A 24,424-nucleotide genomic window follows, 5' to 3' on the forward strand; every position below is an offset into this window, starting at 1 on the left:
AAATTTATAATAAATCCTGCCCCAAAGAGACAGAAAAAGGGGGTAGCCCGCTCAGGCCCCCCTCTGGTTGCCAGACATGATGGTTTCGGTTTATACCTCATCCGGCTGCTGTTTTTCTTTTTCAGATTTTGCCTGGCATTCACGGCAATACCCGTAAAATTCCAGCCGGTGGCGCGTAACCTGCATACCCGTGAGGTTGCTCACTTTCTCCTCCAGATTATTCATCAGTGGGAGATCGAGATCGAAAATACGCCCGCACCCGTCACAGACAAAATGGTAATGATTTTGAGGATTACCATCGAAACGGCTGAACGTACTGCCATAATTAAGTTCCATAATTTCTCCAGCCTGTTTGAGGTTATTTAAATTGCGATAAACCGTACCCAGACTGATGTCCGGGATCTGCTTGCGGGCCTGTTCATAAATCCAATCGGCTGTGGGGTGAGTGTTGGTGTTACGCAGGATTTCCAGGATCAACTTTTTTTGCTTGGTCATACGCCTGGGCTTAATCACAACAGCTCACCCCCTCTATTTAATAACAGCTACTTTTATAGCTTTAATATATATCCTTTTCTTTTTTTATGTCAAGTTTTATCTCCCTCGAGAATAATCCTGGCCGCTCGCTGTCCGGACAGGAGCATTCCACCAAACACGGGCCCCATACGGTGGCCACCACAAACCGCATTGGCTGCCATGCCTGCAACTATCAGCCCGGGGTAAACTTCACGGGTATTGGCAACGGTAGCCATTTCACCACGTGCTGCCCACATGGGCTTCTCTCCTTCCAGCGTACCGGTTGTGGTTTTTAAAACCGCTCCCATTTTTTTAACTATCATGCCGGCCACCTGAGCATCGTGCCCGGTGCAGTCAATAACGTAGGAAGATTGTACCGTCAGGGGATCCACATGCAGGCGACCCAGGTCAACAGGGGTCCAGTTAATGACCAGCCCGGCAACACGGTTATCCCTTACCATGATGTCTTCTACAGAAATTAAATTAAAGATTTTTGCACCGGCCCGTACTGCACCCAGGGTCAGGGCGGCAACTGCTTCTACGGAACTGGCCGTATAATATCCTTCTTCAAATACCCTGTAAGAGATTTTAAATTCCTCGAGCAGGGGCAGAGCTTCATCCTGAATCACAATCTGATTGAACATCATTCCTCCACCCCACATGCCGCCACCGATACTCAGCTTACGCTCAAAAAGAACTACTTTCTTGTTGGCCCGGGCCAGGTAATAAGCAGCCACCAGCCCTGAAGGACCTCCACCCACCACCGCAACATCAGACTCCAGGGCTTCCAGCAATTCCTCCTGGTATCTCGAAATTATAGCTTTGGAAATAACCACATCTTCAAGGTGCATCATAAACACAACACTCCTTAAACCTGGTCTCATCTGCCATTATATAGCCCGATTAAATAAAACAGCGCACCCACGGAAAGGATGCGCCATTACAGGAATACCAACAGGCTTTTTCCCTTCGCGGGCATTACCCCGAGCAGGTTTAGCGGGTCAGGTGCTCACTAGCCCTTTCTCAGCCCCTAACAGGAGCTCCCCGTTGTCAAATATACATTTTCATGGCAGCTGCCAGAACTATAGCCATATAATTCGACAACTTAAAGGAATTTCCTTCTCCAGTTTTTCATTTAATCCCGTACTGTTTTATCTTTTTGTATAACCAGGCCCTGGATATACCGAGATTCCTGGCTGCCTGCATTTTATTACCGCCAGCTGCAGCCAGGGCCTCCAGGAGGGCCTCTTTTTCTACTTCTTGCAATAATGTAGCCAGCGTGTGGTTGAACAGGTTTCTCTTTTTGCCCTGGCTTGCCTGCTGAAGGTAAGGCGGCAAATGTTTAAGTTCTATAGTATTTCCATCCACGAGGTTAAAGGCCCTCTCCAGTACGTTTTCCAGTTCCCGTACATTACCCGGCCAGTGGTAGTTGCAGAATACCTCCAGAACTTCCGGCGATACATCCTGCACAATAACACCAAACTCACAATTAAATTTTTGGATAAAATGATTAACCAGCAGGGGAATATCATCAATCCTTTCCCGCAGGGGTGGAATATAAATGGAAACCACGTTCAAACGGTAGTAAAGGTCTTCCCGGAAGCGTCCCTGCCTGATGAGCTCCTCCAGATCGCGGTTGGTAGCTGCCACCACCCTCACATCCACGGGGCGGGGACGGCTGTCTCCCAGGCGTTCTATCTCCTTCTCCTGCAGGACACGCAATATTTTGGCCTGCATGGGCAGGGGCATATCTCCAATCTCATCCAGGAAAATAGTTCCCCCGTTGGCCAGTTCGAACTTGCCGACCTGCCCGCCTTTCCGGGCTCCAGTAAAAGCGCCTTCCTGATAACCAAAAAGTTCCGATTCCAGAAGGTTTTCAGGTACAGCCGCACAGTTAACTTTAATAAAGGGTCCTTTATGACGGGGAGAATTGGCATGAAGGGCATGGGCCACCAGTTCTTTACCCGTGCCACTTTCTCCACGAATTAATACAGTAGAAGGTCCTTGAGCCACCCGGCTTACGGTTTCCCTGAGCCGGGTAATAACTTTACTATTACCAATCAAGCTGTCCACAGTATAGCGGGCGCTGTGGCTGTCGCCAGATGTTGTGGGATGGCAGGAGAAATTTCGTCTCTGGGAGCTGATATTTTCTGCCAGGGCCAGCAACTGCTCCACATCCTGAAAAATAACCTTGCTCACCGCACCCACCAGCCTGCCCTGGTTATAAAGGGGCATACGCATGACCACCGTTTCCCTACCCTGGATACGAACCAGTTCCCCGTACTGGAATCTACCGGTCCAGAGAATTTGGGGCAGGCGTTTATCGTGGACTATATCACGAATATGCCGTCCGACAGCTGAATCGATGCTAACGCCCAGCAGCTCAGCCATGGGCTGGTTGAGCATTAATATACGGCCCTCATTGGTGATGGCGAGATAGCCCTCCCGGGTACTGTGGAAGATACTTTCCAATAAGTCATTTATTTCTTTCACCTCTTTGAGCTCCTGGGCAAGATGTTGCAATTCCGTTATTTCCTGGGCCACGCCAATGGCACCAACTATGGTATTATTGCGAATAATAGGCGTACGGTTAACTACGTAAAGGGCATTACCGACTACAAATTTACGCCCGATGTGCGGCTTTCCCGTTTGCAGCACCTTGGGGAGCCCGGTAAAGGGAATAACCTCCCTGATGTGACGTCCCAGGGCTTTTTCGGCTGGATAATTAAAAACCCGTTCACTGGTGGGGTTGAAAATAATCACCCGCCCCTGATAATCTACAGCAACCACCAGGTTATATACGGAATTAAAAATTGATAATTCATCAGCTAAAAAACTCCTCTCCAGCTTATTAATTTTATTAAGTGCCAAAATCCTGCACCTCCCCCACCTGTAACCGGGATTATATTATAAATACAAATTTTTAACTGTTCTATAAACAAATTCAGCCTACCGGTTCTTACTTTAATAACTGCTGGTGCAGAATTGACTCCAGTTGATGCAGGGAATAACATTCAAACATACGTACATGGGGCAAAAAAACCTCTACACCCGGCAGGTTGGACCATTGCCTGGCAGGGACGGGGTTCAACCACAGGATGTCCCGTACTTTTTCCCGTAAAGCAGCCAGTTCACGGGCTGCTTCCCGGGGGGTAATGGTCTTGGTATCACTAACGATTATTACCAGGGTATCAGCAGTCAGCAGGTTACCCCACTGAACATGAAAAGTTTTTAAAGCTGTATTAAAATCCGTTGTCTTCCCCCACTGCTGGCTGGCATTTACAAGGTCCGTCATTACCGTCACAAAATCCTCATTTTTCCGGAAATGAGGGGTGATTCGTTCCATGTCTTCGGAAAAAACAAAACTTTCTATATATTGCACTGCATTGCTTAAACCGTAAATGAACTGGAGTATAAACCGGGCGTAACGGGCCATGGAAGCAGATACGTCACAAATCAGGATCAACCTGAGCTTATGCCGTCGCCGGGACCTGTAACATAATTTAAGAGGAGAACCACCGTAGGCGATATTACGACGTATCGTCCTCCGCATATCCAGCTTTTGCCTGCGGCTGCTCTGCCGGTAACGGCGGGAAAGCCGGTTGGCCAGGTGCCTGGACAAGCGTTCCAGGGTTAAAGTATACTTTTCCACCTCAGCAAGGCCTATATGTTGCATGTCCTGGTAAAGCAGCTGATCATCAGGGTCCCGGTAAAAATCGGCAGCTACTCCGGAAATGACATCATCCAATTCCGTTTCCCCGGTGAGCTCTGCCTCCAGCTGCCTCCTGGCTTCTTCCCCCTGTGTTTTCAGCAGGTAATAACGCCAGTAATTAAGTGCTGACTGCATGACCCGGGCGATCAGCTCTCCCGGGCTATTCACCGGATTCCCCCGCATCCGTCTGATAAAATCCGTTAAACGCTTTTGCTCTTGAAGGGGCATCCGTACAAAAGTTTGAATATCCTCCTGGTTAAATTTAATTTCCATGGACCAGGGAGAAAGAACCTGCTCCAGTTTTTCCCTGGCCTTTGCCAGGCGTTGCCTCTCCTTTTCTTCCTGCTGTCTTCTCAACAGGTACTGCTGCTCTTTGTCTTCCGGAGGAACAAAGAAACGCTCAAAAGCCAGGTCAAAAATCTGACGGTCAGGAGCTTTTTTAACCAGCACCGCTCGCAGCGCAGCTTTTACCTTTTCCCTGGATTTCAGGTCCACCAGTGTTAAAGCACGGTAGGCATCCAGTGTTTCGGCCATACTCACCCGCATTCCCAGGTGGCGCAAAATATGAGTAAAACGTACCAGGTTATGGTGCAGGGTATTCTCGCCCTTTTCTTCACGGCCTGCCACCCCGGTAACCGGATTGATACCCATCCTGTTCCCTCCGCTAACGGTGATGGTGAATGCACTGACAGCAGGTTCCTTCATCACCCTTTGTACCCAGGCTTTTTTCCACCAGCCCCCTTAACCCTATCTCCCTCTTTAACATCTCCTGATCATCACGATTCTTCAGGATTAGATTTAATGTCTGCCCAACAATTTCGGGAGTCAGGGCGTCAGCATGCATGGCCACCAGGGCACGGGCCCAGTCCAGGGTTTCGGCAATGGATGGTTTCTTTTTCAAATTCAACTGCGAGCGGATGAAATTCACCGCCTGGACCACCTGGTACACCAGTTCCTTGCGGGCCTGGGGTACTTTAACCTGTAAAATACGCGCTTCCTTTTCCACCGTGGGATAATCAATGTACAGGTAAATACACCGCCGCTTCAACCCGTCGGATAATTCTCTTTCACCATTGCTGGTTAAAACTACCGCCGGTATCTGCCTGGCTTTGATAGTACCCAGTTCCGGTATGGATACCTGAAAATCGGACAGGAGTTCAAATAGAAAGGCTTCAAATTCCGGGTCGGTTTTATCAATTTCGTCAATTAATAAAACAACTCGCTTGTCTGCCCGGATGGCCTTTAAAAGAGGCCTTTCCAGAAGATATTCCATATCAAAAAGATCTTTTTCCAGGGCAGAGGGTTCACAGGTACCCCGGGCAATTTCAATTTTCAGCAACTGCCGCTGGTAGTTCCACTCGTAAAGGGCACGGTTCTCGTCCAATCCTTCATAACACTGCAGCCGGATTAAGTCCGTATTCAAAGCTCCTGCAAGGGCTTTAGCCACCTCAGTTTTTCCCACGCCGGGAGCCCCCTCAACCAGCAGGGGCTTGGCCAGTTTTAAAGACAGGTAAAGGGTGAGCACCAGATCCTGATCGCATATATAACCCTGGGTTTCCAGCCTTTCTTGAAGGCTTTCTATAGTTAAATCCATAAGCTTCTCCTTTCTTCAATAAAACCAGGTGTAAACAATAGTATTCGTTCCGGGGAAAATAAAATCCTTCAGAAATTTTTTAGAAATTACATAATTTTCGCGAATGGAGGGCTGTTTACCTGAGGCCGGGAAATCCTTGCTGGCGCAAAGCCTCATACAGGACCAGGGCTACAGAATTGGCCAGATTTAAAGAACGGGTAGAACCTTCCCGCATGGGAATACGCAGGGTGAATTCCCGGTTGGCAGAAATTAAATCAGCAGGCAACCCCCTGGTTTCCTTGCCGAACACCAGAAAATCATCCGGTCCATATTCTACTTCATTATAAAAGCGTATGCCGCGGGTAGTCAAAAAATAAAAGCGATTCCGGGGGTACATGCGGCGAACTTCTTCGAAAGAATCGTGATAATGTATCTCCACCAGGTACCAGTAGTCCAGCCCGGCCCTTTTTAGATGCCTGTCATCAGTGGAAAAGCCCAGAGGACGAACCAGGTGGAGGATGGTACCGGTGGCTGCACAGGTACGGGCAATGTTACCAGTATTGGCAGGAATTTCGGGCTCAACCAGAACAACATGCACTGAAATCGGCTCCTTCAAATTTAAGTATTCAATTTAAATATACTTCTTATAGTTTACCTTTCCCCGGTGTTTCTGAAAAACTCCAGTTGTGTTTATAAAACTTGACATGTGCCGTTCCATAGCCATCATTTCCGGAAAACATTAAATCCCTCCCTGCCGCTTGTGTTTTTGTTTAAGCCATTCCCGTCAAAATATAACCACTTATCTGAAAGCTGGGAATATTGACATCATTTTTGCAATAAATCTCTGGCAGCAGTTATTTTATTGCAGAAACGCAGAAGGAGGTGAAATCAGATTTTAAGAAAAAGAAATCACAAGGTGTCTTAGACCATTATTTCTGCTGCTTTGTACCCCAACACCAAATTACCCGGAGGAGGAAGTTAAATGTCGGCAAAAGGACACGATTGGGCCAATCCTGGCCCTGCCGGGCTGGTTGCCCTGGCCATGGCCTGTTTCACTTTCTACGCGGTTTTTACCGGTAAAGTTGACCACAGCGCAACCCCCCTGCTGGGAATCTGGCTTTTGGGAGGATTTGTCATTCAACTCAGTGTGGGATTAATCGAGTTAAAGGAAGGTAATACCACCGGTGGCAACGTTTTCACCTTTTTCTCTGCCTTTTTCATGCTGGTTACCGGCCTGGAACTAATTTTTAAGTTCTTCGCTGCTGTTAACGGCTGGAAAATTGATGCCCGCATCGATGGCTGGGCCTGGCTTGCCCTGGGTATTGCCTTAATCACCTGGACACCCGCTTACTTTAAATCGCCACTTACCCTGATGGCAGTGGTAATAGCCCTCGATCCTGCCATACTTATCATTGCCCTGGCTGACATGGGTGTTATTACCCGAACCTTACTGCCCCTGGCAGGTAACTTATTGTTGCTGGCAGGTATATTTGGTCTTTATACAGCCATGGCTGTAATTTTAAATACCGCTTATGGACGCACAGTGGTTCCTTTCCCCGGGCCAATTATAAAACCCGTACAACTGCCGGCATCAAGCCAGCAACATTAAACGAGTTATGCCCTATAAGACTCCCGCTTTTTGAGCGGGAGTTTTTATCTGGCCATGCACCATGATAAAGCTTGTTCAGGTGGTAACCCTCTTTTCCTGTATACTCCTGCTGGGGCATAAATAGGCCAGGGGGCAGTTGCTGCACCGGGGGCGGCGGGCGGTGCAGATAACCCGTCCATGGGCGATAAGCTGGTGGTGAAACGCCCGGCGGGCATTTTCCGGAATAATGGCCAGCAATTCTTCTTCGGTTTTTTCGGGAGTTCTGGCCCGGGCCAGGCCCAGACGGTGACTGACCCTAAAGACGTGGGTATCCACCGGAAGGGTGGGCTGACCAAAGGCCACATTCAGCACCACATTAGCGGTTTTACGGCCTACTCCAGGAAGAAGCTCCAGCTCTGCCAGATTTTGAGGAACCTGGGAGTTATATTTTTCCACCAGTATGCGACTGGCAGCTATGATGTGCTTGCTTTTACTCCTGTATAACCCACACCCTTTAATTTCCCGGGCCAGTTCTTCAGGAGTTAATAAGGCGAAATCCCGGGGTTCACGATAACGTTTAAAAAGTTTTTCCGTAATTTTATTAACCTGCCGGTCCGTAGTTTGAGCAGAAAGCATGGCTGCCACCAGTAGTTGAAAGGGCGTTTCAAAACGAAGAGCTGTTCCCGCATCGGGGTAAGTCCGGGATAATACAGCCAGAATTTCTTCCACCCGGGCCGCCCCGTTTGTTTTTTCTTCCCGCAGGTTTTTTAAAAAAGAACCTGTCAACGGCTGTTATCCCCCAGCAGGCGACGGTGCTCCACCATCAAGCAGCGGTCCATGACCACCGTCAGTCCATGGGCACGTGCTTTCCGGGCAGCCTCCAGGTGTACTACACCCAGTTGCAGCCAGATTACCGGCTGGAAGTTAAGTTCCAGTACGGCTTCAATAACCTGCGGGACCTCTTCTGGCCGCCGGAAGACATTAACTATGTCTACGGGATATGGTATGGCCCGGAGTTCCGGGTAAGCTTTTTCACCCAGGGTTTCACTGATTCCGGGGTTAACCGGTATAATTTCGTATCCATGCTCCTTCATATAACTGGCCACCCGGTAGCTGTCTTTTTCCGGCTTGCTGGACAGGCCAACCACAGCTATTCGCCGGCTCTTTGCCAGTATCTCCCTGATAACGGTATCACCGGGGTTTTCTAACACAAAAGCCACCTCACTTTTATGCACTGATCTAATTATTAATTATATCTTAAGTTTGGCCTTCTTTTGAAATAAGTTTAAACAAGCAAAAGGAATAAAGAAAAAACTTAAGATGAAAATTTATGCAGTTCATACTCATTTTAAGTTCATAAATCCCGGCACCAGGGCAATAATAAAAAAAGCTTTTATACGCCCCTTTCTTTTTCACCCACTCCTGCACCGGTGTTATCTACGCTAAAAGGAGGTTCTTCCATGAGCGCTGTAGCTCCGCTCTTTTTCGGGATCGCCCTGGTGGTCCTGTTGCTGGTTATTTTTTTATGGATTCCCCGGCGCAAAGCGGTCCAAAAAGCGGAACCCACGGAAAAATTCATCCCCCCCCTTTTTACCGAAGAGGTTGCTGAAGAACTGGCTTTACCTGTCCCTTCAGCAGCCGAACCGTCACCACCGCCGGTCCCTGAATTACCCGCCCGCTACGGGGTGGATCGCCTGGTACTTATGGTCCGGGACCCATACTGGCTCTATGCCTACTGGGAGATAACTGCCACCCGTCAGGAAGAATTTAATGCTACTTACGGACCACGGGCATGGAATATTACCCGTCCAGTTTTAAGGGTTTATGATGTTACGGGGGTTGCTTTTAACGGATCCAATGCCAACAGTTTCGTGGATATTAACGTCCCGGAAGAAGTGGACAACTGGCACATACCCGTAGGTCAACCCAACCGTTCCTTCTGCGTGGACCTGGGCCGCATGTTTCCCGATGGGCGTTTTATAACTCTTCTGCGTTCCAATGTGGTAACCACCCCCAGGTCAACCCTTTCAGAATGCCTGGATGAAGAATGGATGTGGATCGAAGAAGTATACAGGTCCTATCGGTTCCAGTTTGGTGTCAGCTCACCCATGCTGATCCATGAAGCAGCAGGCCGGGTAGCAGTGGTTCCCCTGGGGATAAGTTCTCCCGGATTTGGACCTCCGGTGCCGGAATCAGAGGCAAAAATTAAGGTTTAAAGGAGGAACCGGCTAAAGATGGCCAAAGGATACCTGGCCCTGGTCTTGCATGCCCATTTACCCTTTGTGCGCCACCCGGAACATGAACATTTCCTGGAAGAACGGTGGCTGTATGAAGCCATTACCGAAACCTATGTACCCCTCCTGCACGTATTCGAACGTCTGGTGAGGGATGGTATACCCTTTCGCCTTACCATCTCCCTTTCGCCCACGCTGGTTTCCATGTTAACCGATCCTTTACTGCAGGAACGTTATTCACGCCATCTGGGGCAATTAATGGAACTGGCAGATAAAGAAGTAGAACGCACACGAAACACTCCCTTTCATGAAACCGCGTTAATGTACCAGAAAATGTTCCGGGAAATTGCCCATACCTATCATCATGTTTATGGCCGCAACCTGGTTCAGGGATTCCGGCGCTTTCAGGAGTTGGGCCGTCTGGAGGTTATTACCTGCGCGGCCACCCATGGTTACCTGCCCCTGCTCATGATTAATCCAGAAGCAGTAAGGGCACAAATTGCCGTAGCCGTGGACCTGCACCGTCGGCATTTTGGTGCACCTCCCCGGGGACTCTGGCTACCCGAGTGTGCCTATGGACCGGGCATTGATCGTTTTCTTAAAGAATTCGGTATCCGTTATTTCTTTACCGACACCCATGGTGTTTTATTTGCTTCCCATCGCCCCCGTTACGGTGTTTTTGCGCCCATCTACTGCCCTTCGGGAATAGCCGCCTTCGGCCGGGATGTGGAGTCTTCCAAGCAGGTCTGGAGCGCCCAGGAAGGTTACCCCGGTGATTTTGATTACCGGGAATTTTACCGTGATATTGGCTTCGACCTGGATTATGATTATATCAAGCCCTATATTCACCCTGACGGTATAAGGGTACATACCGGCATCAAATACTACCGCATTACCGGACGGACAAACCATAAAGAACCCTATGTACCGGATTGGGCACGGGAAAAAGCCGCTATTCACGCGGGAAATTTTATGTTTAACCGGGAACTGCAGATTAAATATCTTAGCCAGCATATGGACAGGCCGCCCATAATTGTAGCGCCATATGATGCGGAACTTTTTGGCCACTGGTGGTTTGAAGGTCCCCTGTGGCTTGAATTTCTCATCCGAAAAATCCATTTTGATCAGGATATGGTGGAGTTGATTACTCCCGGCGACTACCTGCAGCGTTTCCCCTGTAACCAGGTGGCCAGGCCCTGCCCATCCAGCTGGGGGAATAAGGGATACAATGAAGTCTGGCTGTGCCAGGCCAACGACTGGATTTACCGTCATTTACACATGGCCGCTTCCAGGATGGTTGAGCTGGCCAATATGTATCATAATGCACAGGGGGTCCTGCGCAGGGCTTTAAACCAGGCGGCCCGGGAACTGCTTCTGGCACAGGGAAGTGACTGGGCTTTTATAATGAGCACGGGCACGATGGTTGATTATGCGGTAAGACGAACCAAAACACACCTGTCCAATTTTCTGCGCCTGTATGAAGAAATTAAGGGACAGCGTATAGATGAGGGCTGGTTATCCTGGCTGGAATACGCCAACAATATTTTCCCCGACATCGATTACGCCTGGTACCGTACCAGAAAGGAAGACATGATGGTTGCCGGATAAAAAAATCCCCGCCAAAAGCGGGAATTTTTTTTATCCGGTAGCTTCAACGGAACCTGCAATTTTACTAATTTTATCAATATAAAAATCGCTTAAGGAGCGGGCAATTTCCATGGTCGCCCCTTCAGTGAATATCCGGCAAACCGGTTCATCGGGGTCGGGGAGCACCAGCGCCCATCCCTGGGGATGAAAGACCTTCACCCCATCCAGCAATTCCATCTGTGCCGCAGGGGGATCTTCTATGAGGCGACGGATAACCCTGCCTTTTGCCTCCCAGGGTACCGGTACTTCCTTCTGGTCCATAAAAAAGACCGGAATCTCATCAACCAGCTCGCCCAGGGTTTTTCTCTTCTTAGCAGTAAACTCCAGAATACGGGTCAGGGCTCCCAGGGCATCAAAATTAAGTAAAAATTGAAATTCGCCCTGCCCCAGGACTTTTTCTACAAAATCACAAATTGCTGTTTTGGTCCGAATGACCTGTCCCCGATACTTTTCAGCCAGCGCATCAACCGCCCGGGGTGCTGTAACCGGGACCACCACCGGCCCTCCCCGTGCCTTGAGAGTTATCAGTGCTAACAGGGCGGTGAGCAGGTTATCCTGGATCACCCGGCCCCGTTCGTCTACCAGTACCAACCGGTCGCCGTTGGCATCCAGGAATGCTCCAGCGGCAGCACCAGTTTCCGGTACCCGCCGGCCTAAAATGGACAGAATTTCCTGGTAGTTGTTTTTATGGAAAGTCATACCCCCCGGCAGGTCCAGGTTCTCCACATAAACGCCCAGTCTCCCCGTTAAATCCTTTAGATACTGGCCCAGATTATTCTGGTCGCAGGCTACTACCAGCCGGAATTGCGCCTTCTCCAGCGCAGCCCGGTCGAGATCCCGTACCAGGGCTTCAAGATAACTTTCGCCAATGGTACAGGCGAACTCGGGAGGAAGTATGGCCTGTGGTTCAGCCCGGTAAAAGTCTTCCCGCATAAGCAGGTTTTCTACCTTTCGCTCCATACTGCGGGAAATATTTCCTCCTTTGTCGTTAAGAAAAACGAGAGTTACTTGTTCAGGACGATAAGAGGAAAGTTTAACATGTACCCCTCCAGCCAGATCCAGCTGGCGCACTGCAAAGCGGTGCATGGGGGTAATTCCGGTACCCAGCTCCACCACCTGTGCACCGGCCGACTGTAAACCACAGATCAGGGCATTTTTAATCATTTGTGAAGCCGGAGAAGCATCGCTACTGACAGCCAGCCGTACCCCCCGTCTCCCCATGGCCGAGGCAAAGGCCGCCCCCACCCGGCAGGCAAATTCCGGTGTCAGTTCCACATTTACCAGCCCGCTAATGCCTTCAAGGCCGAAGATTTTCTTAGGGCAGCGCGTACCCCATACCAGACTGTTCTGAACCACGGTACCGCTTTCCACCAGTTTGCTGGGCCATAATTTTACGTCCGGCTTTATGACACTGCGTTCCTGAATTATCGAATCGCTACCTATTACTGCTCCTTCATAGACCGCAGCGCCAGCCCGTACCTGCACCCGGCTGGCCAGGATAGCCCCCCGGAGAGCAGATCCCGCTCCTATATAAACGTTATTCCATAGAACGCTGCGCTTTATAGAAGCCCTTTCCTGGATCAGGCAGCCATTTCCCAGGACACTGAAAGGCTCAATTACCGCCCCGGGTCCAACATAACAACCGTCCCCTATCAGGACAGGACCTTGAATACGGGCGCTGGTGCTGATATCAACCCCGTCGCCTGCCCAGACCCCCGGCTGCAGTTCCCTGCCCGGCATGGTAATTTTAACGCGACCCGAAAGAACATCCTGGTGAGCATGCAAATACTGCTGCAGATTGCCTATATCACACCAGTAGCCGGGAAGTACTACCCCAAATAAGGGTTTCTTTTCCCCTAACAGTAAGGGAAAAAGATCCTTGCTGAAGTCAACCATACGCCCGGCTTCTATGTACTCCAAAACCTCAGGCTCCAGGATATAAATTCCTGTATTGACTGTATCACTGAAGACCTCCCCCCAGGCAGGTTTTTCAAGGAACTGGACAATGCGCCCCTCCGGCGTGGTAATAACCACACCGTATTCCAGGGGACAGCTGACCCGGGTGAGCACAATGGTAGCCATGGCCCCCCGCTGGCGGTGAAATTCGACAGCCCGGGACAAATCCAGATCGGTGAGGGCATCCCCGCTAATTACCAGGAAGGTTTCATCCAGAAAATCCTGGGCATTCTTTACACTGCCAGCAGTACCCAGGGGTGAATCTTCAATAAAATACTGCATATTAATTCCATACCGCGCGCCACTGCCGAAGTAATCTCGGATGGCTTCCGGCATGTACTGCAGGGTCACTGCCACCTCGGTGAAACCATGGGCTTTTAGCAGGTTTACTATATGCCACATCATGGGCCGGTTGGCCAGTGGAACCATTGGTTTGGGCCGGTTACAGGTAAGAGGACGAAGGCGAGAACCTTCTCCCCCGGCCATAATGACTGCTTTCATTAAATCCCTCCTAATTCTAAAGATTTTATAAACCGCTCTTTTACCCGGTCAGGCCCGGGCAAAAAGCCTGGACATGCGAGAAAATAAACGATTACCGCGCGAATAGGGACCATACCAGGGAACGCGGCGGTATTCATTCCAGACCTGCTGGTATACCCGCCTGGTGGCCTGGGCGATATCGTGCCAGTTGAATTTTTCCAGAACCTTGCGGTAAGCTCGCTGGCGCAGATTTTGGGCCAGCTGGCGGTCCTTTAACAACCAGACGATCATATCAGCCAGGGAACGGCTGTTACCGGGATAAAATTTCAGCCCGTCCACTCCATGTTCCACTATTTCGCTCAAACCACCGGTATCTGCCACCACCACCGGGGTTTTGGCGGCCATACCCTCCAGGGCGACAATGCCAAAGGGCTCATAAAGGCTCGGGAAAACAGCCACGTCGGCCCAGCTGTAAAGAGTATTGCGCACTTCATCATCAATATATCCGGTAAAATAAACCCGCTGGGCTATTCCCAGGTTAACGGCCTGCCGGTGCAGCTCCTCTGCGTAAGGGCCTTTACCCGCGATAATGAATTTGGTTTGCGGGTGCCGGCTTAAAATTTGCGGAGCAGCATCCAGAAGGACCTGTACACCTTTTTCCCGTACCAGGCGTCCCACATAAAAAACAATGCTCTCGTCGGGAGCAGCAAATTGATCCCTGGTTACCCTTATGGTCCGGGTGCTGAAATTGGCCGGATTAACCCCATTTACGATAACCTGGATCTTATCTTCCGGCACCTGAAAAACATGGCGCACTTCATTTTTCATGTACTGGCTGCAGCAGATTACCTTCCAGGCCTCGTAAGTCAGCCACCATTCTATATCACTGATATGTCGCTGGATGTCGTTATGCAGGCCGCAATTGCGGCCATATTCGGTGGCATGAATGGTGGCCACCAGGGGCAGCCGCCAGGCATGTTTTAAAGCCCGGGCTGCATATGCCACCAGCCAGTCATGGGCATGAATGATATGCACTCCTCCCAGTTCGGAAAAAAGCGGTATGGCCCGTTCCAGCATGGCTATGTTCAGCTGAGCAACCCAGGTAACAAAATGGGGGGCAGATATCTGGTAGTTTTGAAAGCGATGCACGTGTACACCGTTAACCTGCTCGTAATCGGGAACACCCGGAGCACCACAGGTGAGCACATGCACCTCTTCCCCGATTCCCGCAAGGGCACTGGACAGGTCGTAAACATGCTGGGCCAGCCCCCCCACAGATCGGGGCGGGTATTCCCATGAAAGCATCAGGATACGCAAAAAGCTTTTCCCTCCCCGGTTTGTTATTTGCTTTTTAATTAAAATGAAATCCCTACCGGGCTCCGGCGGTAGGGATTCAGGGCATGGTTAAAATCAGCGGGAACCTTTAAGCTTTTCTCCTGGAGGTCAAATATTGCGCTGGCCGTTATGGATTTCAAAGCTCCAGTTGAGCCCGTTATTGTTATCCCAGTTATAGGCATTGTCCCGGAAACAAAAATTGAAACGGCTTTCATCGGGCATTTCCAGCGTTTTTACAAAACCCCAGCCGGTGCGGGACATACGTAAATCCTGAACGTTGTGCCAGTTACGGGGGTCCCCGAATCCTACATGCAGGTAAACCTGTTCGGTGCCGCTTTTGGCCAGCAGCCCATTGTAAAATACCGTAATCTCATCGTATGCTGTTATCGGAGTGGGATCCACCACAACCCCATCGGGAAAGTCAGCATCATGCATGGCTTTCAGTCGCCCTTCACCTTCACCGAAATTGCTCGGGTGTGCCAAGAACATCACCTCCTGGCTGTAACGGTAAACGCGGAATCAGGCCACAGGCTTATTATTATGCCGGCCGAAAATTTTTATGCATTGGCAATAAAAAAAGCCGGAAACCAGCGATAGCTGGCTTCCGGCACCTTTAATATGGTAATTTATTACTGCATCTTGCTTATAATAGCGTCGGCCATTTCACTGGTGCTGGCGCTGCCCCCCAGGTCATAAGTCAGTGTTTTCCCTTCACGCAGTACGGCCAGCACGGCCGAGTATATGCGCTCAGCGGGTTCATTTTCGCCCAGATGCTGCAGCATCATAACCCCGGATAAAATCATGGCCAGGGGATTAATGCGATTCTTGCCGGCATGCTTGGGAGCACTGCCGTGGACGGGTTCAAATACAGCTACATCCCGGCCGATATTTGCCCCCGGGGCGATACCAAGCCCGCCCACCAGGCCGGCACAGAGATCGCTGACAATATCACCATAAAGGTTAGGTAACACAAGAACATCGTAGTTTTCAGGGGACTGGACCAGTTTCATACACATGGCGTCCACGATCATATCTTCAAAAACGATATCCGGGTACTCGCCGGCCACCTTTCTGGCGCATTCCAGGAAAAGGCCGTCCGTTAACTTCATTATATTGGCCTTGTGAACAGCAGTTACTTTTTTCCGTCCCTGTTTGCGTGCCAGATCAAAGGCAAAGCGTACAATACGTTCCGATGCCCGGCGGGTAATGATTTTAATACTTTCTGCCGCATCGTCGCCCACCCGGTGTTCAATGCCCGCATAAAGATCTTCCGTGTTTTCCCTTACCACCACCAGGTCCACATTCTGGTAACGGGTATTAATCCCCGGCATGGTGCGGGCAGGGCGCACGTTGGCGTAAAGGTTTAGTTCCTGGCGCAGAGTGACATTGACACTCCGGAAACCGCCGCCCACAGGAGTGGTAATTGGACCCTTAAGAGCCACCCGGTTCCTGCGGATGGACTCCAGCACATATTCCGGTAAAGGAGTACCATACCGGGGAATTAAAGCTTCCCCGGTTTCAACCACTTCCCATTCGATATTTACCCCGCTGGCATCGATAACCCGGCGTGCGGCCCGGGCTATTTCAGGACCCACGCCATCACCGGGAATTAAGGTTACTTTATGTGCCACTGCTCGGCAACCTCCCAGGTATAGTCCCTCTACTTTTTCGTCAATCCTGCCGGATAATCCACCAGTTAAAGGATGGACCCGTTTCATAATGGGATCCATCAGTTCTTTCCAAAATAATCTTCATAAATATACATGAGCTCCTTGTCAAAAAGAGGCCGCTTTAAAGCCACACAGTAGGAGCGAACCTTGGCCAGAAGTTCCTGGGCGCGAAACTCACTTAAATGAATACCATACTCGGCAAACTTGGCCTTCAAAGCTGCCGTGCCGGAGTGTTTGCCGATAACTATCTGGCGCTCCAGACCCACCTCTTCCGGCTGGAAAGCCTCATAAGTTTTCGGGTTCTTCAAAGCGCCATCGGCGTGAATACCCGATTCATGGGCAAACATGTTGGAACCTACAATGGCCTTCCAGGCCGGCAGCTCCCGCCCGGAAGCCCGCGATACATATTCAGCAATTTCCCGGAACATTTCAGTTTTAAACCCAAGATCGATACCCATCAGGTGTTTTAGCGCCATGACCACTTCCTCGAGGGCAGCATTTCCTGCCCGCTCACCCAGGCCGATCACAGTAACCCCCACATGGGTAGCACCGGCTCTCACGCCGGCCAGGGCATTGGCGGTGGCCATACCAAAGTCATTGTGTGTATGCATCTCTATATCTATATCTACATTCTTAAGTATGGTCTGGATCCGTTCATAAGTGGTAAAGGGATCCAGGATCCCCACGGTATCACAGTAACGCAGGCGGTCGGCACCGGCCTCCTTGGCTGCCCTGGCGAACTGGATCAGGAAGTCCATATCGCTGCGGGATGCATCTTCAGCATTGACGGAAATATACATCCCTTCTTTTTTAGCAAATTCCACGGCTTTCACCATTTGCTCCAGCACCCATTCCCGGCTGGTTTGCAGTTTATATTTGATGTGGATATCCGAAGTAGAAATAGAAATGGCCACGGCGTCTACCCCGCAGGCCAGGGAGGCTTCGATATCTTTGATTACCGGGCGGTTCCAGCCCATTATGCTGGCTTTAAGGCCCGCCCTGCAAATCTCCTTAATGGCTTCCATCTCGTCGCCGCCCATTACGGGGATACCCGCTTCAATCTGGTGGACGCCAATCTCATCCAATAATTTGGCTATACGTACTTTCTCACGGTTGGCGAAGACCACTCCTGCCGTTTGCTCGCCGTCCCGCAGGGTAGTATCAACTATGATTATTTTTTTCTGTTCACTTTTCCCGGTCGCATTTTCTGCCAATTTTTCATTCATTTTCCTCACCCCTGTTCTAGCGTAGCACATTGCGACACAAAATTATACAGATTTAATCATATCATGAAATCAGCTAACTGAAAAGCATTTCTTTATAATGTTCATTAAATCTGGCGAAGCAATTCCTCCCGGCGGCAATTCTGTGACACCCAGCGGTCAAAATCCGGCCGCGGTTAGAAAGCCATAACCTGTCAAAGTCATTCTTATTTATCTGAACATAAAGAAAACCATTCAATCTATGGTTTTGTCTGTTGCCGGAAAATTTATGTTCTCTAACGGTCAAAGAAAGTAAAATAAAGAAAAAGGCGGAGGTATTGCCGCAGGGGGGATGCTATGGCCGGCAAAAGAACAAAAGGTTTAGTGAAAAGCAGTAATTGAAAATTTAGAAATTTGAAACAATGGAGGTGCATACTATGAATCAGCCCAACCAGCCCAGTGCAGCGCGGGCCTGGGCAGTCACCTTTGCCGGTATGGGCATAAACCTGGCCCTGGGTGTCCTATACACATGGAGCGTTTTTGCCGCTGCATTGATAGACCAGCTGAACTGGACCAAAACCCAGTCCCAGTTCCCTTATACCCTGGCCTGCGTCATGTTTGCCCTGTTCATGGTCCCGGCAGGCCGGATGGTGGATAAGTTCGGCCCCCGGCTGGTTGCTACAATTGGTGGCATCCTGGCGGGAGCAGGTATGATCATCTCGGGAGTTACCCAGTCCCTGGTGGGTATAACCATTGGTTTCGGGCTTATCGTCGGTGCCGCCCTGGGGTTTGGATACGGCGCTCCCACCCCGGCAGCGGTAAAATGGTTCCAGCCCCATAAAAAAGGATTGATCTCCGGGCTGGTAGTGGCCGGTTTCGGCCTGGCTTCAGTTTACACCGCCCCTCTAACAAAATATTTCCTTACCAATTATGGAATATCCAGGACCTTTATTTACGAAGGAATTATCTTCTTTGCTGTAATCATGATTCTGGCTCAGGTGCTTACTTTTCCACCCCCGGGTTATGTACCTTACGGCGGCCCGCCTCCTGCTACCAGGGCAGCTTCAGCAGCTAGCTCCAAGTACGATTTCAGCCCCCGCGAAATGCTGGCCACACCCCAGTTTTACCTGCTCTGGTTAATGTTCTGCTTTGCAGCATCGGCGGGACTGCTCATCATTGGCCACCTGGCCAAGATTGCCCAGATCCAGGGGGGAATCAACTGGGGCTTCGTGTTTGTGGCGGTGCTGGCCGTAGCCAATGCCGGCGGGCGCATACTGGCCGGATGGTTGAGCGACCGGCTGGGCCGGACCAACACCATGCTTTTGGTGTTTGCCATTCAAGCGGCCAACATGCTGCTGTTTGCCTCCTACAAGAGTGCGGCAACCCTGTTTATTGGTTCGGTTCTCACCGGGATAGCTTACGGGGCCAACCTTTCCCTCTTCCCGTCGGCTACTTACGACTACTTCGGGTTGAAAAATGCCGGTATCAACTACGGCCTGGTCTTTACCGCCTGGGGTGCCGGCGCCCTTATCGGGCCGATCATTGCTGGGCGGGCGGCGGACCTGACCGGCGGCTACAATGCCAGCTACCTGATCTCCGCCGCCCTGCTGGTGGTGGCCGCCATCCTCAGCTTCGTCACCAAGCCACCCACGAAACCGGTATCGGACGGGCAGGCAGTAAAAGTCTAGATTGGGGCGGGTTTCCACCCGCCCCTTACCATTTCAGAAAGGAATTTTCCAGCACCGTCGTTGATGATAGTTCGGGCCTCTTCTAACGTAGTGGCGGCAAAAAGCTCCTCCAGGACATAATCCAGTTCTTCCAGTCTGGTCATCTCCTGGACCTTTTGTTGCAAATCGGCCGATTTCTTAAAAGCCCATTTTGCTTGAAAGAGCGGCGGCCACCTTTAGAACTGTGATTATACTTTTTTAGTCAAAAGCTTACCCTCCGCGTGATTAAATAATCGTTATGGTCCTTCAGACAGAAAAAATCACTACCATCCCAGGTGTTCTCATCAAAGTAAAGACCTTGCTTGATTATCTCCGGCTCCCCTTCGGGCACTACGGAAGGCAAAACGGCAATGGGTGCCCGGGAAATATCTACCGAACCGGCACGCCCGGTGACGCATAGACCATGATAACCTTCAATTAACTTGCCGAATTTATCATAAAGTTCTACCGGGAAAGTCCTCCACCCCGTAAATTTATGCTCTAATAAAAGAGATCGTACACGTTCTGAAATAGGGCAGAAAAAGGGTTCAACCCAAACAAAGTCTTCAGGGGCCAGTCTTCCGCTAACATAGCGGCAACGAATTGGTACTGGTGGTCGTGTTTCCCCGCGGATAAGATCATTTACTTCCTTGAGCTCAAAGAAATCAAATATATCGTTTATAATCGTTGCTTTAAAAAATCTTCCCGAACCAGGATTGGTAAGAAAAAACACATCCTCTAGTTTTAGCTTATTACCGGTCAAAGAAGAAGTTCTTTCCGGTATTAGTTTACTTAGAGCCTCCCCAGCAACCTTCTTAACTTCCTCTCGCAGATCATTTTGAAATAATTCATTCAATGGCTTAATGGCACGCTTATCTCCTATTTTCCCTAAAATTTCGGCAACGCGCATGCGTATATCGCTATCCGTTTCTTCAAGCAACTTAACCAATGCTCCTACCGCCGCATGCCCCAGTTCTGATAAGGCTCTGGCCGACCGCCACCGGACAACCGGATCTTTATCCTTCAATGCCTGGATTAAGGGTTCAATAGCCTCTTTTGCCCCTGTTTTGCCAAGGGCTGCGGCTACCAGCCCCCGGTCATTCAACTCTTTATTCTTTATTGAAGTTGCAAGAGGCCCAACCGCCGCATTGCCGATTTTGCCCAGGGCCTCAGCCGCTAAACACCTATTGTTCCAGCTTCCATCTTTCAGCATGGTAAGAAGAAACGGAATTGCACTAGGGTCGCCAATCTCCCCTAAAGCCGTAACTTCATTGAACTTAATGAGAAAAGGAACGGCTCTTTTATCACGAATTTTTCCCAGGGCGGCTGCAGCATACGGACGGAAAAAGTCATCTTCCAACGCTTTAATCAGGGGCATTACTGCCTCTGGATCGCCGATTTCGCCTAGCATAGATATTATTCTCGTCTTGATACCCACATTCTCGCAGTTTAGCATCTTGATCAGCGGCTCTACTGCCGGCTTACCGATACCAACTAATGCTTCTTCCGCTTTTCTGCTAATCCGCCAGCTTTCACTTGTGAGGGCATTGATTAATGGTTCTACAGCCGTCCGGCCAATTTTAATCAGGGCTTCCACAGCACTTTGGCGAACAGCCCATTCCTCATCTCCCAAAGCGGAAATCAGTGGGAAAACGACTCGTGCGTCGGCCCATTGTCCCAAAGCACGAACTGCGTCCCGCCGAACTCTCCAATTGTCATGATGTAAATCTTTTATGATTTCTGCTAAATTCATCATGATTAGCAACACTTCTTTCCTTCTTAGCAACTACTCGCAAGGGCCATGGGGGATGACCCACGGGCTATGAATAGAGCCCTGGGCAGACAGTCCCGGGGCCTGATAAGCTTAACCGAACGCTATCAAAGTTTTCGTCAATCTTGGTGAACCGCCAAGATGTGGACCCGCGTGTCCGGTGACATGAGAAAACGGGGGCTAGCCGCCCCCTCCTACTCGATACTTGATTTCTAATAAATTGTTCCATACATATTAATAGACCCTTGTGATGGGTTGGCGTTGGTAAAAGCTGGAAAAACGGCATTATATGTCGAAATAACCAATATTATGATTCAAATCACACAAACCTTACGACCCAAACTTTCGATCTCACGATTTTTTCACGATTTTTTTAAAGAAATTCATTCCCGGCCGTTAAGGCTACCCCTGCGGCGCCGCCCGGAAAACCCTCAAAGGCTCACCAGGGAACATGCCTTTTTATAGCTTAACCGGCTTTAGTTGCAGTTGATTTTTCTTCAAAAGCTGGTAACATTCCGCCGGCGCCAAATAGTGCGTAGCTGAGTGAATACGAACGGTGTTATAATACCGGATAAACCTGGCCACCGTCTTGTACGCTTCTGCGTAACTGGTGAATTTGTGGAAGGACAGGCACTCTTCCTCTAGCTTGACTTTGACACCTAAAATTTAGAAAGCCTTGAGGCTGTAGGAATGAGGTCACTTCCAATTCCTGGACCCCTTAAATTGTGCCACGCGAAAAGTCGAGTAATGACAAGGGTTTCAGGGATCGCTGTCAAAGTCCAGTCTAGAATCGAATGAAAGGCCTCGATGTGGGCATTTAGATTCGGCGTTTTAAAGGGTATTCTTTCATGTTCAATATTTAGCCCCAGGCATGTCTCCTCAAAGAGATTGCTAATGAACTGTGGTCCATTATCAGACTGGATTACCGGCTTTCCTTCCACCGCAAGTAACTGCCGCTTGAAAAGTGCCCTTTTGAGGGTAATAACGGCATCCTTAGCTTCACAGGAGAGCCCAATATGGTAATCCACAATACAGCGGTCGTAAACATCAATTATGGGCATGATGAAGAAAAAACGGTCTTCCCCGGCAATATAACCGTATTTTACGTCCACCTCCCACAGTTGGTTGGAAGCAGTAACCAACCGGTTTCGGGCTAATTTTCTCGCATGTTTCCTTTTGATTTTTCTTTGGGGCCGTAAAACCTCCAATTCTTTACAGAGGCGGTAAACCTTTTTCTTATTGATTATCAGGTTGAATTTTTTCCGCAAGCAGTAGGTTAATTTTAAATACCCGTAGGTGAGACCTTCGCCGGCGATAAGCTCACAAATCCATTCCTTTACCTGTTCGTTGCTAATAATTGTGTTATCCTTCGTCAGAGTATAACGGGATTCGGGGCGTCCGCCAGTACAGGTCCGGTTTTTCGGTTGGGAATACCGGTGCAAACTGTAGTAATAGGTGGAACGGCTAATCCCAATAATTCTCAATACAATTGATACTTTATAGCCCAGAGAAATCCACTTTCTGGCAACCTCTATTTTATCGGCAAGTGTGGGTTGGTTTTTTTTAGCAGGTCACGGAGAATGGCAATTTCCAGGTCTTTTTCACCCAACAATTTTTTAAGCTTTTCATTTTCTTGCACCACTGTTTTTATATTCTCTGGAAGAATAGGAGGTTTCCCGCATGTTATTTTGTTCTTTTACCGGGTGAAATGTCCCATATCTTTTATAGTTTCTTACCCAGCGACCAACGAGGGTGGGACAAATTTCATGCCTGCGGGCTACAATAGAGGCGTTGCCCGTTTCCATGGCTTCTTTGACAACCTGCATTTTTAGTTCTGGCGAGTACTTGTTTCTAGTCATCTGAGATTAACCCCCTTATCAATAATGTTACGAATTTAGGTCGAATTGTCCAATATGGTTAGGGGGCTAAAAAGTGCCTATGTTTCCGTAGAAGATCAGATCGCGTTCTCCTTTACGAACTATTTATCAGTGAACCTTTTGGGCATCCATGGCCACTATTATAATGGACCCAGGATTTTAGACAGTGAAAATGGGTTTTTTTAGAATCAAATGTCTGTTCGCAAACAATATTCGCCGGAATTCAAAAGCAAGATCGTACTGGAAATTCTCAAAGAAGAAAAAACCCTCTCTCAGATATCATCGGAATACGTGGTCCATGCCACTCAGTTAAAGAATTGGAAAAAGAAGTACTCGAATACCTGCCCCAACTTTTTGATAAAAGAATATAGAAGCCATGAAAAAAGATTACGAAAAGCAAATCCAGAACGTGTATGCCGAGATTGGTCGTCTGACCACACAACTGTCCTGGTTGAAAAAAAATCTGGCATCCAGCATGACCCGTGAGCAACGCATGGCCCTGGTCGAGTGGGATAACCCGGAAATTCCCATTGCAACACAGGCCAGACTTTTGAGCCTTAATCGCACAAGCCTTTACTACAAGCCTGTGGGACCTTCACCAGAGGAAATCGCTGTCAAACACCGCATTGATGAGATCTACACAGAACATCCGTACTACGGTTCCAGACGGATTACAGCACAGCTTCGCCGCGAGGGCTTTGAAGTCAACCGTAAAGCAGTACAGCGACATATGCGGGAAATGGGGATCGCCGGTATCCATCCCGGGCCAAACCTGAGCAAGCGCAGTCAGCAACACAAGGTTTACCCCTACTTGCTTAGAAACCTCGAATGTAGATTTTCAAATTGATTCGGGAAAAATCTTCAAATTAAATTGGGGCAACCAACTGGTGGAACAAAGGAAATTCTCATTTTAAACCGGTAATCATAAAAATAATTTTTAAATTCCGCTGGCATTTCCATCGAAAACCCAAAAAAGAAAAACCGGCTACCCGAAAGAGGCAGCCGGTGGTAATACCGCTCAAAACCGGTTAAACGGATATTTTTTCTTAAGGGCCAGAATTTCCGCCCGTGCTTCCAGCAACTTTTCTCTGAACACGGCAGCAAACCAGGCCGGCCGGTTTCTGGTCGGCGGATACGTTCTGGCTTTATCGGCCACCTTG

At 49.4% G+C, this 24,424-nt stretch carries 22 protein-coding genes, 1 pseudogene and 1 riboswitch; of the genes and pseudogenes, 5 read left to right on the top strand and 18 right to left on the bottom strand.

All coding sequences use genetic code 11. From position 1 onward, the window contains the following. Positions 1–90 precede the first annotated feature (90 nt). From BUB44_RS11005 to trmL, 6 genes are all read right to left on the bottom strand, one after another. Complete coding sequence (locus tag BUB44_RS11005) at positions 91–513, bottom strand: Fur family transcriptional regulator (protein WP_083543213.1); 423 nt, start codon at positions 511–513, stop codon at positions 91–93. Between the two features lie 71 nt (positions 514–584). Further along, positions 585–1,367 carry a sulfide-dependent adenosine diphosphate thiazole synthase gene (locus BUB44_RS11010; RefSeq protein ID WP_242655960.1) on the bottom strand — a complete coding sequence of 261 codons (783 nt, stop codon included), beginning with the start codon at positions 1,365–1,367 and terminating at the stop codon, positions 585–587. A 91-nt stretch (positions 1,368–1,458) separates the two neighbouring features. Further along, a riboswitch (TPP riboswitch) is annotated at positions 1,459–1,570 on the bottom strand. Between the two features lie 74 nt (positions 1,571–1,644). Continuing rightward, positions 1,645–3,384, bottom strand: coding sequence for a sigma 54-interacting transcriptional regulator (locus tag BUB44_RS11015; RefSeq protein ID WP_073166310.1), 1,740 nt, complete (start codon positions 3,382–3,384; stop codon positions 1,645–1,647). A gap of 88 nt (positions 3,385–3,472) precedes the next feature. Beyond that, the gene (locus BUB44_RS11020; RefSeq protein ID WP_073166313.1) at positions 3,473–4,876 is read right to left on the bottom strand and encodes a vWA domain-containing protein; all 1,404 of its coding nucleotides are present in this window, start codon (positions 4,874–4,876) and stop codon (positions 3,473–3,475) included. 13 nt (positions 4,877–4,889) lie between these two features. Continuing rightward, positions 4,890–5,819 carry an AAA family ATPase gene (locus BUB44_RS11025; protein WP_073166315.1) on the bottom strand — a complete coding sequence of 310 codons (930 nt, stop codon included), beginning with the start codon at positions 5,817–5,819 and terminating at the stop codon, positions 4,890–4,892. Positions 5,820–5,934: 115 nt separating this feature from the next. Then, entirely contained in the window at positions 5,935–6,396 is a 462-nt protein-coding gene (gene trmL, locus BUB44_RS11030) for a tRNA (uridine(34)/cytosine(34)/5-carboxymethylaminomethyluridine(34)-2'-O)-methyltransferase TrmL (protein ID WP_083543215.1), read from the bottom strand. 384 nt (positions 6,397–6,780) lie between these two features. On the opposite strand from trmL, the gene BUB44_RS11035 reads away from it, so the two are divergent. Continuing rightward, entirely contained in the window at positions 6,781–7,407 is a 627-nt protein-coding gene (locus BUB44_RS11035; RefSeq protein WP_073166318.1) for an acetate uptake transporter family protein, read from the top strand. Between the two features lie 75 nt (positions 7,408–7,482). On the opposite strand, the gene nth is transcribed toward BUB44_RS11035, so the two are convergent. Next, positions 7,483–8,172, bottom strand: coding sequence for an endonuclease III (gene nth / locus BUB44_RS11040; protein WP_073166321.1), 690 nt, complete (start codon positions 8,170–8,172; stop codon positions 7,483–7,485). Next, positions 8,169–8,597, bottom strand: coding sequence for a CoA-binding protein (locus tag BUB44_RS11045; RefSeq protein WP_073166323.1), 429 nt, complete (start codon positions 8,595–8,597; stop codon positions 8,169–8,171). Before BUB44_RS11045 ends, nth begins: the two co-directional genes overlap by 4 nt. 249 nt (positions 8,598–8,846) lie before the next feature. Between BUB44_RS11045 and BUB44_RS11050 the strand changes: the two genes are divergently transcribed. Together BUB44_RS11050 and BUB44_RS11055 are read left to right on the top strand one after the other, a co-directional pair. Continuing rightward, a complete protein-coding gene (locus tag BUB44_RS11050; protein ID WP_073166326.1) occupies positions 8,847–9,602 on the top strand; it encodes a DUF4912 domain-containing protein in 756 nt (251 codons plus the stop codon). A gap of 18 nt (positions 9,603–9,620) precedes the next feature. Further along, entirely contained in the window at positions 9,621–11,228 is a 1,608-nt protein-coding gene (locus tag BUB44_RS11055; protein ID WP_073166328.1) for a glycoside hydrolase family 57 protein, read from the top strand. A 30-nt stretch (positions 11,229–11,258) separates the two neighbouring features. On the opposite strand, the gene BUB44_RS11060 is transcribed toward BUB44_RS11055, so the two are convergent. The 5 genes from BUB44_RS11060 to nifV form a co-directional block, all read right to left on the bottom strand. Continuing rightward, positions 11,259–13,724, bottom strand: coding sequence for a sugar phosphate nucleotidyltransferase (locus BUB44_RS11060; protein WP_073166330.1), 2,466 nt, complete (start codon positions 13,722–13,724; stop codon positions 11,259–11,261). 48 nt (positions 13,725–13,772) lie between these two features. After that, complete coding sequence (locus BUB44_RS11065) at positions 13,773–15,020, bottom strand: glycosyltransferase family 4 protein (RefSeq protein ID WP_027356389.1); 1,248 nt, start codon at positions 15,018–15,020, stop codon at positions 13,773–13,775. A gap of 126 nt (positions 15,021–15,146) precedes the next feature. Then, positions 15,147–15,521, bottom strand: coding sequence for a carbohydrate-binding protein (locus BUB44_RS11070; RefSeq protein WP_073166333.1), 375 nt, complete (start codon positions 15,519–15,521; stop codon positions 15,147–15,149). Positions 15,522–15,667: 146 nt separating this feature from the next. Further along, positions 15,668–16,669, bottom strand: coding sequence for an isocitrate dehydrogenase (NAD(+)) (locus tag BUB44_RS11075; RefSeq protein ID WP_073166336.1), 1,002 nt, complete (start codon positions 16,667–16,669; stop codon positions 15,668–15,670). Positions 16,670–16,767: 98 nt separating this feature from the next. Beyond that, positions 16,768–17,934, bottom strand: a complete 1,167-nt coding sequence (gene nifV, locus BUB44_RS11080) for a homocitrate synthase (protein ID WP_051617977.1) — start codon at positions 17,932–17,934, stop codon at positions 16,768–16,770. Between the two features lie 413 nt (positions 17,935–18,347). Here nifV and BUB44_RS11085 point away from each other — a divergent pair, with 413 nt between their 5' ends. Then, a complete protein-coding gene (locus BUB44_RS11085; protein ID WP_073166339.1) occupies positions 18,348–19,598 on the top strand; it encodes an L-lactate MFS transporter in 1,251 nt (416 codons plus the stop codon). On the opposite strand, the gene BUB44_RS11090 is transcribed toward BUB44_RS11085, so the two are convergent. From BUB44_RS11090 to BUB44_RS11110, 5 genes are all read right to left on the bottom strand, one after another. Next, the gene (locus BUB44_RS11090) at positions 19,595–19,741 is read right to left on the bottom strand and encodes a hypothetical protein (RefSeq protein ID WP_242655961.1); all 147 of its coding nucleotides are present in this window, start codon (positions 19,739–19,741) and stop codon (positions 19,595–19,597) included. The genes BUB44_RS11085 and BUB44_RS11090 overlap by 4 nt on opposite strands. 98 nt (positions 19,742–19,839) lie before the next feature. After that, positions 19,840–21,384: a HEAT repeat domain-containing protein gene (locus BUB44_RS11095; protein ID WP_131821622.1), complete on the bottom strand. Its 1,545-nt coding sequence runs from the start codon at positions 21,382–21,384 to the stop codon at positions 19,840–19,842. 462 nt (positions 21,385–21,846) lie between these two features. Next, positions 21,847–22,053: an integrase core domain-containing protein gene (locus BUB44_RS16120; RefSeq protein WP_083543216.1), complete on the bottom strand. Its 207-nt coding sequence runs from the start codon at positions 22,051–22,053 to the stop codon at positions 21,847–21,849. Next, complete coding sequence (locus BUB44_RS11105) at positions 22,047–22,871, bottom strand: DDE-type integrase/transposase/recombinase (RefSeq protein WP_083543217.1); 825 nt, start codon at positions 22,869–22,871, stop codon at positions 22,047–22,049. The genes BUB44_RS16120 and BUB44_RS11105 overlap by 7 nt, the downstream gene beginning before the upstream one ends. Before the next feature lie 141 nt (positions 22,872–23,012). After that, the gene (locus BUB44_RS11110) at positions 23,013–23,246 is read right to left on the bottom strand and encodes a transposase (RefSeq protein ID WP_242655962.1); all 234 of its coding nucleotides are present in this window, start codon (positions 23,244–23,246) and stop codon (positions 23,013–23,015) included. A gap of 210 nt (positions 23,247–23,456) precedes the next feature. Between BUB44_RS11110 and BUB44_RS15840 the strand changes: the two are divergent. Next, positions 23,457–24,108: pseudogene (locus BUB44_RS15840) on the top strand (IS3 family transposase); the annotation flags it as partial. Positions 24,109–24,424: the final 316 nt, after the last annotated feature.

Origin of the sequence: Desulfofundulus australicus DSM 11792, from assembly GCF_900129285.1 — a bacterium.
GTDB lineage: Bacteria > Bacillota > Desulfotomaculia > Desulfotomaculales > Desulfovirgulaceae > Desulfofundulus > Desulfofundulus australicus.